At 31.1% G+C, this 13,265-nt stretch carries 13 protein-coding genes; 3 read left to right on the forward strand and 10 right to left on the reverse strand.

What is annotated here, in order from left to right:
- Positions 1–437: 437 nt before the first annotated feature.
- Complete coding sequence (locus tag C1X07_RS24775; protein ID WP_128755293.1) at positions 438–656, reverse strand: hypothetical protein; 219 nt, start codon at positions 654–656, stop codon at positions 438–440.
- A gap of 479 nt (positions 657–1,135) precedes the next feature.
- Here C1X07_RS24775 and C1X07_RS15245 point away from each other — a divergent pair, with 479 nt between their 5' ends.
- The 3 genes from C1X07_RS15245 to C1X07_RS15255 all read left to right on the forward strand — a co-directional run bounded on the left by C1X07_RS15245 (position 1,136) and on the right by C1X07_RS15255 (position 5,493).
- Positions 1,136–3,613, forward strand: coding sequence for an ATP-dependent Clp protease ATP-binding subunit (locus tag C1X07_RS15245; protein ID WP_103070906.1), 2,478 nt, complete (start codon positions 1,136–1,138; stop codon positions 3,611–3,613).
- A gap of 61 nt (positions 3,614–3,674) precedes the next feature.
- Positions 3,675–4,124 carry a hypothetical protein gene (locus C1X07_RS15250; RefSeq protein WP_103070907.1) on the forward strand — a complete coding sequence of 150 codons (450 nt, stop codon included), beginning with the start codon at positions 3,675–3,677 and terminating at the stop codon, positions 4,122–4,124.
- Between the two features lie 13 nt (positions 4,125–4,137).
- Positions 4,138–5,493, forward strand: a complete 1,356-nt coding sequence (locus tag C1X07_RS15255; protein WP_103071095.1) for a DUF5458 family protein — start codon at positions 4,138–4,140, stop codon at positions 5,491–5,493.
- Between the two features lie 121 nt (positions 5,494–5,614).
- Here C1X07_RS15255 and C1X07_RS15260 read toward each other — a convergent pair whose 3' ends face one another.
- The 9 genes from C1X07_RS15260 to C1X07_RS15295 all read right to left on the reverse strand — a co-directional run bounded on the left by C1X07_RS15260 (position 5,615) and on the right by C1X07_RS15295 (position 13,264).
- The gene (locus tag C1X07_RS15260; protein WP_103070908.1) at positions 5,615–6,472 is read right to left on the reverse strand and encodes a hypothetical protein; all 858 of its coding nucleotides are present in this window, start codon (positions 6,470–6,472) and stop codon (positions 5,615–5,617) included.
- Positions 6,473–6,656: 184 nt separating this feature from the next.
- Positions 6,657–7,343 (reverse strand): hypothetical protein, encoded by a 687-nt coding sequence (locus C1X07_RS15265; RefSeq protein ID WP_128755294.1) that lies wholly within the window; start codon positions 7,341–7,343, stop codon positions 6,657–6,659.
- Positions 7,340–7,681 carry a hypothetical protein gene (locus tag C1X07_RS15270; protein WP_103070910.1) on the reverse strand — a complete coding sequence of 114 codons (342 nt, stop codon included), beginning with the start codon at positions 7,679–7,681 and terminating at the stop codon, positions 7,340–7,342. The genes C1X07_RS15265 and C1X07_RS15270 overlap by 4 nt, the downstream gene beginning before the upstream one ends.
- 450 nt (positions 7,682–8,131) lie before the next feature.
- Complete coding sequence (locus C1X07_RS15275; protein ID WP_128755295.1) at positions 8,132–8,821, reverse strand: hypothetical protein; 690 nt, start codon at positions 8,819–8,821, stop codon at positions 8,132–8,134.
- 178 nt (positions 8,822–8,999) lie between these two features.
- Complete coding sequence (locus C1X07_RS15280; protein ID WP_103070912.1) at positions 9,000–9,896, reverse strand: hypothetical protein; 897 nt, start codon at positions 9,894–9,896, stop codon at positions 9,000–9,002.
- Between the two features lie 8 nt (positions 9,897–9,904).
- Entirely contained in the window at positions 9,905–10,108 is a 204-nt protein-coding gene (locus C1X07_RS15285; protein ID WP_128755296.1) for a hypothetical protein, read from the reverse strand.
- Positions 10,109–10,115: 7 nt separating this feature from the next.
- Complete coding sequence (locus tag C1X07_RS24780) at positions 10,116–10,328, reverse strand: hypothetical protein (RefSeq protein ID WP_128755297.1); 213 nt, start codon at positions 10,326–10,328, stop codon at positions 10,116–10,118.
- Positions 10,329–10,355: 27 nt separating this feature from the next.
- On the reverse strand, positions 10,356–11,111 hold the full coding sequence (locus C1X07_RS15290; protein ID WP_103070914.1) for a hypothetical protein: 756 nt from the start codon (positions 11,109–11,111) through the stop codon (positions 10,356–10,358).
- 8 nt (positions 11,112–11,119) lie between these two features.
- Positions 11,120–13,264: a hypothetical protein gene (locus C1X07_RS15295; RefSeq protein ID WP_103070915.1), complete on the reverse strand. Its 2,145-nt coding sequence runs from the start codon at positions 13,262–13,264 to the stop codon at positions 11,120–11,122.
- Position 13,265 lies beyond the last annotated feature (1 nt).

Here is a 13,265-nt window from a genome sequence, read left to right on the forward strand (position 1 = left end):
AGTTAAATATTTTTATTGGAGAATGATGTTAGCAAGCTATCAATAAAGCTTGATACTCTTTTGCGTATTCTGAAATCTCCTCCAAAGATTTTACTAAAAAGTTCGAACTTCGAATGCTCGGGGTCACTAAAAAACTCCTTTAAATACTGATTTAAAGGAGTTTTGTGTTTTTATGCAATAAAATCATTCTTGTAAGTTCTAAATTGAACGACTGAAATTAGTTCCGCTTTAGTGGTAGCGGATATATTCATTAGAGTATTTGTATCAATATGCAAAAACAATTTAGCATTTTTCAGAAAAAATAAAATGATAAAAAAAAAGTTTTTTTAGACTAAGTAATTTATCCTTAACCCCTAAAAGGTTATTAAACCATAAAACGACCATAGCATATTATAAAAGAAATATATACTATGTAAATGTAAAAACTAATTATCGTTTTATGCTTCTTTGGGCTTATTAAACCAATAATTTAGTATTTGTCCTACTCCCCCTGTCAGAACCCCTAAAAGTATTTTCAATTCTCCCATCATAGAGTTCCCTCCTGCTTTCATATTTAAAGTATCACTTATTTCTACAACCAAAATTATGGTAACCAATATCATATACCCTATAATAAATAAAAAGCTTATTATGAATTGAATTTTTGATGTTTGCATATTCTTTTATTTTTATAACCAATTTCCGGATAATCCTGTTGACACTCGAAATACTAACAAAGACCTTTGTGTAATCTAAAGATAGGAATATCAACCAAAAAAAATATTACACTCTATTGCATAAAAATCATAAGTATTTTTCTCCTTAAAAGAAGCTCTCTTCTAAAGTAACTCACCTCATATTATCAAGTAATACTAAACTTAATTACTACACTTTTTACACCAGACAATTTTAGGATTTATAAAAAACCTATTAAATAAGATTTATTTTTCGATAGTACTCTAAAAATGCGATCATAAAAGTTAAAAAAATCATCGTTTTTATTATATTTGGTAAAGTTTTTTGATTCCCCATCATTAAACCTTAAAACCTAAACCCTATTCTTTGTTATTATTTACATGATTCTGTTTATAATTTCTAAAAAATAGAAATGGTGATATTTTGGCTTACAATCATCCGACTTATTTAAAATACATTCATGCAAACATTAGAATACCCCCTATCTACAGAGGTTAAAAACACTATTCATATAGCGCAATCGATTGCTAAAGAGTACCATAATAATCAATATAACGCTGCACATTTATTAAAAGCCTTACTACATAAGGATGTAGGATTAAAAGATTTTTTTAATCAAATTGATGCCGACATTTATTATTTTGAAGAGTGGTCAGAAGTAAGAATAGAAGTCCTACCAAGAGCTACAAACATACCTGATAAGATTGAAGGTGACAAATCTATCGAAGCTGTTTTTAATGAAGCTGATAGCATTAAACTAAAATTAGGAGAAGATGAAATCACTCCATTGTCATTATTAGTTTCTATTTGTACTCCCGGTGTTGGGTTTTCTTATGAACAATTAAAGACTCTACCTCTCAAGGCAGATGATGTTTTGATAGCAGCAAATATAAATACACCATCTTCTAACGGCGAAAAAAAGCCTAAAAATGGGAGTTCTAGTATTCTAAAGAAATCTGATTCGGGCATTTTAAAAGAATACTGTATAGACAAAACCTTTGAGGCAAAAAACAAGACACTGCATGTCATTTCGGGGAGAGATGCCGAAACAAAGATGATTATAGAAATATTGGGGCGACACTCTAAACCCAATGTACTAATAACAGGAGATCCTGGGGTTGGTAAATCAGTACTATTGGATGGTTTTACAGAAACTGTAGTAAATGGAACTGTACCAGATGCTCTTAAAAATGCTCAAATCTATGAACTAGATTTTATCCATTTGGTATCTGGAGCCAGTTACAAAAGTGAGGTAGAAGATAGATTTAAAAAAATTATCGCTGCGCTAAAAGAATTTGAAAAACCCGTTTTATTAATTGATGAGATAAATAACCTAACAGATAAGGACAATGGTAATCAAGGTCTGGTAAATATCCTAAAATCAGAGCTCGCCAAAGGTGAAATTACTTTTATAGGCACTGCAACCAATGATGCATATAGAAAACACATCGAAGTGGATGAAGGACTATCCAGGAGATTTGAAATCATATCATTGAATGAACCCTCCGAAAAAGAAGCACTAAGAATGATTTCTGATACGATAGACAGGTATAAAAAACATCACAATTTAGATGTTGATAATGACACTATTGAAGAAGCAATTCGTCTTTCTAAGAGGTTCAACAAAGAAAGAAGCTTACCAGATTCTGCCATAGACCTTATTGACAGAACAATGTCTGCCACTCGATATATGCTCGAAACTACAATTGCCAAGGTAGATACTATAAAAAAACATATCGATACTATTAAAAATATCGACAAAGAAGAAGCTGAGAAAATTTCAGACCTTGAGTTACAATGGGATAATCTAGACAAGATGTTTAGTTATTTACTGTTTACCGATCTAGGTGATGATGATAATTTTGTAGGAATAAATTCTATAGAAAAAGGTATTGAAAAAATAGAAAATGTTCTGGAAACATTTTTAAACAAGGCTAACAAAGAAAAAGAAACCATTGACAAAAATGATGTTTCTTCTACCATTGCCAACAAAACAGGTATTCCTGTAGGTAAACTTCAGGCAGATGAAAAAGAACGTTTACTCACCATGGAAGACCACCTAAAAAAACGTGTTATTGGTCAGGATCATGCAATCCAAACCATAACAGGAGCCATTCTTGAATCCAGATCTGGATTAAGTAAACCAGGACTACCAATAGGGTCTTTCTTTTTTACTGGTCCTACGGGGACAGGAAAAACAGAACTGGCAAAATCTCTTGCAGAATTTTTATTTCAGACTGAAGAAGCTATTATTAGGTTTGATATGTCTGAGTTTAAAGAAGAACATTCGGCAGCGTTATTATACGGGGCACCTCCAGGATATGTTGGATATGAAGAAGGAGGATTATTAGTTAATAAAATTAGACAGAAACCTTATTCTATAGTACTTTTTGATGAAATCGAAAAAGCACACCCTTCTGTTTTTGATATTTTTCTCCAAATATTGGATGAAGGAAAATTAAATGACCGCCTTGGTAAAACAGGAGATTTTTCTAACGCAGTGATCTTGTTTACCTCTAATATCGGGAGTGAACATGTTGTAAAATCTTTCTCAGATGGAGAGATTCCTAAATCTACGGATCTTCTAGAAATCATGTCTCGACATTTTAGACCAGAATTCTTAGGACGACTTACAGAGATAGTGCCTTTTTCACCCATTACAAAAGATAACGTAGTTAAGATATTTGAGATCCAGATGAAAGATCTTTATAAAGCTCTTAATAAGCAAGAAATAACTTTAGAACTTACAGAAGGTGCCAAAGAATTTCTGGCTCATAAAGGGTTTACCCCAAAATACGGAGCAAGACCTTTAAGAGGAATTATACGAACTGAACTAAGATCATCGTTATCTAAAAAAATAATTACTGGCAAAGTAAGCAAAGGAAGTCTGGTACAATTAGATGTAAAAGACGAAAAATTGATATGGAATTATAGTTAAGCCTATAATCCGCAATAAAATTTAGTATATTTATAATTTAGCAACCACAAATACTTTTTCCATGGACAATACATACGGATTAGGAGGAACAGAAGTAAAAACTGACGCAGGAGAAGCAATTCTAGAAATAGGACAAAATAAAACATTGCTTATTCAGAAATTGACACAAGACCAACCCTTAAAACCTAAGGTTGTTACCGGTCTAAAATCTATTGATGATGTTTTTGAAAATTATCAACCAGAGGTAGAAGTTGAGTTTGAAGATGCCGATGGCGTAGAGTCAAAAGAAACTTTAAAATTTAGCCATTTAGGGAACTTTGGTAAAAAAGGGATTATTGATCAAAGCGCATATCTGAATAATCTGAATACAGAAAAAGATCAGTACCTCAAAGTTATCAAACAACTTAAATCTAACAAGATTTTAAAAACTGCCTTGGCAGATCCAGAAGCCAAAGAAGCTCTTTTAAAATCTATTCAGTCGTTAATTGCAGAAATACAACAACAAGGTTAAAAAAGAAGTTTACATGGCATTATTAGGAAAAAAGGCAGACAAAAATATAAAAATAGAGAATCCAGCTCAGGAGCTTAAGATAAATGAAGAAAAACTTGCCAAGTATGGTGGTTTTGACTTATTAGAAGCATGTATAGATGACGTACAGAATTTGAACCCTGATCGTAAAGCAAGAAAGAAAATATTTCTTACAGAATCCTCAAAAAAATTAGAACGCCAAAAACTAGAGAAAACTCTAGAAATATGGAATGATATACTCTCTTCATCTGATGATCTATCAGACATGGTTGAAGAATCGGAGAAAAAATCAGAAATAGCAGCAGAATCTCTTAAGAAAAATTTAGGCACTGCTCTAGAGCAAACCAAAGAATTAGAACAATCTTATAGATCTGTAGCTTTGTTTTTCAAAAACACAGAATCCCAAAAATTAAAAAATGTAAATATTCTTAATGCAGAACTAGAACAGCTTAAAGATCTCGATAATACAAGATTTATTGATGCTGTACAAGAAGAACTGGTCCAAGGGTATGATCGCTTGGATCTTAGGGATAACTACGGACTCTTAGTAGTTCCCGGATATCTGGGATCTAACAAAGTCGTAGAAAAATGGGCTAAGATTGCCCATGAGAATAAAGTAATGATGATTACTGATTTTGAGCATCTTGATGAGCCAGATGATGTTATGGAACTTTTTGAAGCCGCTAACCTTACAGGAGGAGACAAATACCGCTCTAATGTAATTATGGCATGTAACTGGCTTGTCGGAAGAGGTAAACATGATGAAGTAGGCGAAGATGAAGATCTATTTGTACCACCATCAAGTGCTTTGGGAGGTAAAATATACAAAACACTAATGTCTCAGGTTACTGCCGGTAAGAAATTCGGTGGTATGAACGAGGTAGATGGTGTTCGGTTTGATCTTAAAAAAGGAGAAATCGCGCAACTAGAAAAACTAGGTCTGGTACCTATGGTAAATGAATATGGTAAAGTAATGGCTTTTTCTGCCAAAACTTTATTTAATGGTGATAACCTGGGACTACAGACATATTCTGTTGTTCGTGTGTTTGATTATGTCACCAAAGTATTAATGGACTTCTTAAACAGAAGGGCTTTTGAAAACTTTAATGCCAGAACCCGTAAAGAACTTATGGATCAAATCGTAAAATTTTTGGATGGTATTACTGGACCAGATAAATTGATTGAAGATTTTTCTGTGAGACGTTTTGAGCAAGATCCTGTTCAGAAGGATAAAATTCATCTGGATATCCATATGAAACCTTATTTCCCTGCCAAAAATTTTATGATCAAAATGGATGGGCAAAAAGGAGATGATGGATCAGAATGGAATTCTGAATATGAGCAAAAATAAAATCATAATCTTTGCAAAGCAAAAAAAGAGGCTAATTAAAAATTAGCCTCTTTTTTTGCTTTGCTTCATATTAAGAAATATCATTAAATCCATAACAACCGACTTATACAAGTAATAATTACTACTCACTATCTTTGGTTAAGTGTCCATCAAAAATATATCGTCTTTTAAAATATCCTGCCTCACAATTGCATATTTCAACAATTACTCCATTAATCGTCTTCCCTCCATTTTTTATGGATTGCTTTTTATTAGTGTATTTAATAATTTCTACTTTGCTGCCATACTCCAACTTTCCGGTTGTATTACCATCTTGATCTTTTACTTCTAAACCATTCAGTGCTTTTACATATTTTACTTCTTGTGGCTCAAAACTATGAAAGCAAGAATCAGAAATTTTGCCTTTATAAAAGTCTATATCCCGTATTATTCTTCCATCATCACTATAGATAAAATTGACATATTCTATCTGTTCTGGCTCTACAAACAAAACATCTTTTCTATGGATGCGGTCTTTGGTAATTATACTTTCTGACATCTCCCAGAATTCTGCATTTTTAGCCTTTTTTGCATTTTCATCAAAAGCGACTAATTTTTTACCTACAATATTGTATTGTTCATCATAATTAACAAGTATAATGCTTATGTGCTTTTGCGAATTATATACATATACTAATAAGGTTTTGTACAACTCTGTTAAGTGTAACTTATGTAGCACTCCACAATCTGATTTTTTCCAATGCTTACTTATTTTTTCAAAACCCAAAGCTTTTTTTTGGTTTAAGGTAAGATGACCTTTGGGACTATTTTTATCAAATTTCGTTTTTTCTACCAAAGGAAGCTCTATAAACTCATATGCCTCCAAAAAACTATAATCATAAGTTTCCTGGGCATATACCTTAGTACCAATCAAACACAAGAATACATATCCATAAAACAATTTACATCTACTTATTTTTACGTCTTTTGCTTTATTCATAATAAATTTCTTCTATAAGAGAAAACAAAAAGTATAGTGATAAGATATAGAGGAGTTTTCATAATTCTAATTACTTATAATTTAGTTTAACAACTTGAAAACAAAGTTAGTCTTACAGCACAAAACAGGTTCATAAAATTTTAATTCCTTACGTTTCGCGAATTTTAAGCGTTCGGTTATTTTTTTACCCATCAAAATCGCCACAATCTTCTTTTTCAAATTTATTCTCTATTGATTTGAAAGCATAAATGTTATATCTTAAAATATTTGAATAATGAGCTTCCTCACTTTCTTTTATTTTTAATTTGTAAATCTGATTTACTAGATTAACCTTGGAAAAACTTATTTGAATTTTATCTAATTGAATTACTTCTTCTCCTGAATATAAATGTTCTACTTTATTTATTTTAAATCGATAATTACCCTGTACCTCTTGATAGCTTTCTATATGAAAGATATAAGAAAGGGAAAGATCTTGTATTGAAAAATTCTTGCCTTCAAAACAAAATGAATAATCATATGCATATATTTTTTTTGCACTAGCATCTATATATAAAGAGAAGGCTGAAGGGTAACATATTGCATTGAAATCTACCCAGTACCTTTTAAAAACATCTGTAGCCAAACTATCTCTGACTCCTAAACCAATTAGTTCTTTATCTAAAATAGGGTAAACTTTTTTACTTTCTTTTGAAGGTATTGATGTGTCTCTTTTTATAGCAGTTAACAATAAGCTGTCTGAGTCTTTATCTTTTTTTGAGCTGTTTATTACAACCTTTTTAGATAGATCACCATTTTGAGTATTTTTTTGTGATTCTTTACAAGCTATGAACATCGTTAGAATTGTAAAGTAAAATACTATAGTTCTCATTTTATTCCGTTTTCTTTTTTTGACGCTTCTAGCATTCTATCTAATAAATCTAATCCATCAAATAGGTCTTTTCTACGTTGAAAAGAGGCTTGCCCATTATATTTACCTGATTTTGCATAAAGCATATCTGCATATGTTACTTGATAATCATTTAATACTCCTGACTCTTCCCCTGTGTAGAACTCAATATGCAGCATCCCTCTTTTTTCTCCCGTAGGTTGATGCACGTGAGGGACTAACAAGTCAACTTCTGCCACCTTATCTCCTCTAAAAACTCTTTGTCCTTTTTTTACCAAAATAGTACTTCCCTTTTTGACTTCTCCATAACGTACTACCATTCTATGACCTTTTTTGTATTCATACTCATGTTCTATTTCTATTCGCCATGTATCTCTTTAAAAATTAGCAATATCGGTTACAACTCCATCTGCAATGGCATATATTGGTTCCCCTACATCACTATATAAATCCCTAGCAGTATGAATTCTTAAAGCACTTCTCAATACCCCAAATGTCGGTGCCCTATGTTCTTTAAGTCTATAATTATAAGGTTTGTAATATTTATTTTTAAAATTATCTGGATGATTTAGAGGTATTGTATTAAATGGAGTTTCAAGTTTAAAGTAACTCTTAAACCCCTTATCGATTACCTCCCCTGCATTTTCTACACTATCACATTTGGTTTGTAGCCAAACGGATGTAGTTTCTCGTTTTACAATTTTGGGAGTAACTACTTCTTGTACAGTGGTTGTTCAATCCTTATAGCTATTAATACTTAACTATGAGGACTATTCAACCCTATCTAACTTTTCATTTTCAAATCTATATTTTACTTTTTCTCCTGAAATACTTTTTTCTTTTTGATTATCATAGATTTTTACATCTTTATTAAAAGAAAACTCTAAAATTTGATTTTCCAATTCTTTAATTTTCACAAAAGGAACAACACTCAAACTTTCTTCATATTCGTTCATAGCTACTATATCCATTACTCCAATTTCTTTGTAAATCCCATTACTATATTCATGAACTTCTACACCCCAACTCTCTTCCGCTCCAATCTCATTTATTAATATAATCTTATTAGAGTTTTCCGTCTTAAAAAGATTTAGATCATAACGCCAGCTATCATATTGTCCTTTGGACATATATATCAATTCATTATTCTTATTCTTAACAATTAAATGGATACCATTATTATTTCCGTCAATGGTTCCTGTTATTAATTGAGTATTATTTATCCAAACAGCTTCATTAACCTCTAATGAATCAGTTCTAAAATCTTTTTTAACTGAATCTGGTTCAATTCTCCTAAAATCTACAGGAAAAGTCTGAACTTTAATATTATTATTCTCTTTTTCTTTTTTAAGAATTAAATCACTTTTCGGAACTTTCTTTTTATCAGCAATTACTTTTAGGCTATTATTCTTACAACCTAAAATCATGACAATCAAAACGATAGAGAGTAAAATTTTCATACAAATTATATTTTATGTTTTGTAGTAGATATCTTCTTTTGATGTTTTTATTGCCAACCCAACTTTTACAAGTTATTATAAAGCACATACGAATTACTAAAAGTATTTTTATTATCTTCCTTTTAAATTAAACCTCACCAATATATTAATACAAAAAAAGTATTCAGGTTAACAATACTTAATTCGTTGATAATATAAAATCCCAAGTATTATTCATTGTTATTTTATCTACCCAATTCGTTTCAGAAAACTTATTATCATTTATAATATCGCTAATGGTTTTAGAATCCATATTGTATTCTTTAAAAGTTTTATATGAATAATCATCTAATACTATTTGAAGTATTTCATTTTCTTCTATTATTCTAAAAAAAATACTGCTTTGTTTATCATAAGACGTCCAAATCTTAACCGATTCATTATGATAAAAATTTTCTTCTATGGTATTGGGTAAATTATAAGTTTGCTTTAATAATTGAATAGAGCTCCAAAATGACACTTGGTTTTTATTTAATCTAAACCCCTTTTTAAAAGAAAATGTTTCTTCATCATATTCCCTATGTTCTAAAAGGTCAGTTCCTCTGTCCCATTGTAGTGAACTAACAAAATATTCAAATAGACAATCAAAAGGGTCAAGAGATTCATCAGTACAAGTTAATGTTTTATCAGATAACGATTCAGGAAATTTAAAACTAGAAAGAAAGCCACTCCATATAGGCTTTTCAAAATTTTCGCATTGAATTAAGTAACTTTTAATATTATAAAAATAAACTTCTTCAATAGTATCAACAATAACAATATTCTGATTAAAACTAGCCTTTGGCATGTCTAGTTGACTTATAACTTTTTTAGGCGAAAATTTATTTCGCCCAATAAAAAAGGTTACGTTTTTATTATTTTGAGTACTGAGATCGTTATTCAGATTTCTAGAATCTGAATTTTTAAAATTTTGTCTCTTATTTGATAGTTTAGATAAAGACTCAGATTGATTGACGTTTTGAGTGGCTCGCTTTTGATCTTTTATACAAGATAAAAAAATCAAAAAAGTGGAAAAAACAACTAATACTTTCTTCATAATTTTCTCTATTTAATTAACCCCTCTTTTCTTGAGTTTATAAGCATCTTATTTAATAAATCTTTAGGATCAAATAGATCCCTTCTCCTTTTAAAAGATCTTCCCACTGAAAAATTTGTTGATTTTGCATGTAGCATTTCAGAATACGGTACCCATCCTGGATAAAATGACTTACCAACTTCTTCTCCTGTATACATTTCAATATGTAACATCCCTCTTTTATCTGGGTACGGTTGCCGTATATAAGCCTTTTTCTTTGAATTGTAAAGCAATCCTATTTCTGCTATTTTTTGGTGCTCCACCGGAATGTAAGTGATCATTATGATAAGCGGCAGGGGTAGCGTTTGTAAGCGATGTTTTTGAATAACCTGTTAATTGTCCAGTAAATCCAAAATTTATATTGCCCAACCTATCCAAATGATGAAAAACCAAAAAGAGTAGTTTTTCAAAGTACTTTTACTAATCACCTACATTTACATCATTACTCAAAACTTTGATTTGACCATCTTTTTTTACTTTTAGCTTTCTTTTTATAGAGGTTGCTTCATCTTCCAAATGCATAAAGCTTTTAGTTGTTATATTGTAATTTTCATCTATTGTAAAACATTCGTGATATGCTATATCTTCAAGTCCAATTCCTGTAGTAATTAACCTTTTTCTATCTATCGGTTTTTGAAGTAAGGTACCATATGTAATAACATCTATCTGAATCCCTTTAATACGAGAATCATTTGGTTTATTATCAATTATTTTAGTAATTATTAATAACACTTCTATGTTTTCATTTATTTTATCTAGTCGTTTATACACATAGCTGTCTGAAAACGAAACTGTCGTATTCTCTTCGATATAATCCAAAAGAAAAGAGTAATACTTTTCAGAATACGATTTAGTCTCATTGTGTATTTTTTCTTTGACTAATTTATAAAACAGAGGTTCTTCAAAGTTATTTAAAGATAGTAACGTATCAGTTTCAATGTTTAACCCATAAATTATAGTATTGGACTGCTCTAATTCTTGTAAAGAGTCTGTACTACAATCTATAAATTCATGTGGAAGTTGTTGAATAGGAAGCTCCCTTATTTTGTCAATAAAATTATTATCAACAATAGATACTGCATTTAGCTCTAAAGAATTTTTGGAGGCTATTGTATTTTTAGAATTATTACAAGATAAAATAAAAAATACAACTATAAAATATACAGGAGTTTTCATAATTTTGATTACTTATAGTTTGGTTTAAAGCCCTGAAGGTGAAGGTGGTTTTTATGATGCGAATCTGATTCACAATGATTTAACTCTTTACCTTCATGAGTTTTATGTGCTAGATTTTTTTTAGTCACTCCCCATCCATAATCATGTAGAGCGTCTAAAAATTGATTTTGCCTTATTATATCTAATTTTAAATCCCCAACTAATATTCGATAGATCCCATTATCAATATTCCCTTTTTTCTTATCTTTTCTAAGGTATTTAAAATCCATATTAACTCCATTAAAATGGGTTACACTATATGCACCTGTTGCATCAGTAGAAACAGATCCATTGGATACCAAATCATTAAAATTCACTTTGGCTAATGCTCCTATTACTGTTGAAAAAGCCTCAGGGTTAAAATACTCCCTACTAGTATCTTCGTAAATAGCAAAATCTAAATTCCCTTTTTTATATTTAAATACTTTATTTGGAGAACCCGAGAAAGGAGTCATCAAAAGCGTCTTTCTGTTACCATCCTTTTTGTAATATCTTGTTTTTCCTCCGGAAATAACTTTTTTCCATTCTCCACTTACTTGAGTTTTAGAATAATGTTTAGTTCCATCAAGCCATTTTTGAGCTTCGATAATTGCAAAAGATCCTAAATCATGTTCTTCTCCACTGCTATCAACATATACATATCTTACTTTATCTCCTTTTTCTAAATAAGTCTTACTGATTTTACCATCAGAATATATATATATTGTAGTACTATATTTTAACTTAAAATAACTCTTAAACTCCTTATCGATTACCTCCCCGGCATTTTCTACACTATCACATTGGGTTTGAAGCCAAAGGGATGTAGTTTCTCTTTTTACAATTTTAAGACCTTTTACGGTATTCTCATAAACCCATCCTTTTGTTGATTTATGATCTGGTTTTCCTCTGTAGGGCTCTATTTGTATTTTTTTTCCTTCTAAGGCTTTGTCAAAAACAATAGTTAACTTGTTTGTTCCTCCAGTTTTTGTTACAGTACCATCTTCTGCTGTAGTTTCTATAACATCTACCAATTCTGTTTTAGCATAAGTATATAACCCTGATTTACTTTTAGCATCTATATCCGTTTTCTTACTATCTACATAAATACACCAACGAATATTATTTTTATCAGCGGTAGTGGCTGTTGTACCATATTCATCTACTGTAAAAATAGCATCTTTGCCTAAAATGCCAATTTCTGCGGGACCGTTCACTTTTTTAGGAAAACTCTTTTTATTTTCTTTTTTGTCTGCATCTGTATCACGTGTCAGGGTGATAAAGGTTTCATTTTTTCGAGTTTCTTCTAATGCTTTTGCTTCTTCGGCAGCTTTTTTGCCTTCTTCTGTTTCATCTTCTCTAATATACAATGCTTCCTGCCAGCCTTCGAAGCTTTTTACAGCATCTTCACTCTCGGTTTTAATCTTATCTTCTTTGGGACGTAACTGTATTTTTTTTATTCCTACTTCGATCTTGTCTCCTTTGTCTTCTTTATGTAGTACAATTGCACCACCTTCTTTTTTACCATTTTCTTCTTTAACATCGATCTCTATCCAATCACTAGCCTCGGTATTGGTAGTAGTATCTTCTTTTTTTGCAAATACCAAAACAGGTAGAGCCTTGTCTTTACTTTTCAAGAGTTTACTCCCCTCTTCTTTTTCACGAATTTTTACTTTGCCTTTTTTATCCTTTAGCTTTTTGGTCTCTACGATCAGGTATACCTGATATCCCATCGGTGCAGATGTTAACTTAGGATAAGAGACTTTTTCTACTGTTTTTAACAGGTCTATAGTAATGGTAGCATCTTTGGCATAGGAGGCTTCTGTTAGTTTTGCCCTGACCAATGCCTGAGTGGTATGTTTTTTATTATTTTTTTCTGCACTGTTTACTTTTTTAAGGATCACAGTAGCTATATTGTCTTTTTTTACATCTGTACCAGTGTCTGTGCTTGCGCTAACAAAAGTGTAGGTGTGAGTACCTGCACCTTCATCTACATTTTCGATCTTTTTTTCTGCGAAATAGGCTTGAATAATCTCCGGCTCCTCTTCGCTTACTAACTTTAGTACAGTATCTTCAAAGCAAAAGGTTCTCCCCATTACCTCAACATCCATACATAATTCTCTTGTTCTACTCATA

This window comes from Aquimarina sediminis (assembly GCF_002895435.1).
GTDB lineage: Bacteria > Bacteroidota > Bacteroidia > Flavobacteriales > Flavobacteriaceae > Aquimarina > Aquimarina sediminis.

Excerpts from the sequence above, each read along its gene's own strand:
- C1X07_RS24775 (WP_128755293.1), bottom strand. The coding sequence starts at position 656 with ATGCAAACATCAAAAATTCAATTCATAATAAGCTTTTTATTTATTATA.
- C1X07_RS15245 (WP_103070906.1), top strand. The coding sequence starts at position 1,136 with ATGCAAACATTAGAATACCCCCTATCTACAGAGGTTAAAAACACTATT.
- C1X07_RS15250 (WP_103070907.1), top strand. The coding sequence starts at position 3,675 with ATGGACAATACATACGGATTAGGAGGAACAGAAGTAAAAACTGACGCA.
- C1X07_RS15255 (WP_103071095.1), top strand. The coding sequence starts at position 4,138 with ATGGCATTATTAGGAAAAAAGGCAGACAAAAATATAAAAATAGAGAAT.
- C1X07_RS15260 (WP_103070908.1), bottom strand. The coding sequence starts at position 6,472 with ATGAATAAAGCAAAAGACGTAAAAATAAGTAGATGTAAATTGTTTTAT.
- C1X07_RS15265 (WP_128755294.1), bottom strand. The coding sequence starts at position 7,343 with ATGAGAACTATAGTATTTTACTTTACAATTCTAACGATGTTCATAGCT.
- C1X07_RS15270 (WP_103070910.1), bottom strand. The coding sequence starts at position 7,681 with ATGGTAGTACGTTATGGAGAAGTCAAAAAGGGAAGTACTATTTTGGTA.
- C1X07_RS15275 (WP_128755295.1), bottom strand. The coding sequence starts at position 8,821 with ATGAAAATTTTACTCTCTATCGTTTTGATTGTCATGATTTTAGGTTGT.
- C1X07_RS15280 (WP_103070912.1), bottom strand. The coding sequence starts at position 9,896 with ATGAAGAAAGTATTAGTTGTTTTTTCCACTTTTTTGATTTTTTTATCT.
- C1X07_RS15285 (WP_128755296.1), bottom strand. The coding sequence starts at position 10,108 with ATGTTACATATTGAAATGTATACAGGAGAAGAAGTTGGTAAGTCATTT.
- C1X07_RS15290 (WP_103070914.1), bottom strand. The coding sequence starts at position 11,111 with ATGAAAACTCCTGTATATTTTATAGTTGTATTTTTTATTTTATCTTGT.
- C1X07_RS15295 (WP_103070915.1), bottom strand. The coding sequence starts at position 13,264 with ATGAGTAGAACAAGAGAATTATGTATGGATGTTGAGGTAATGGGGAGA.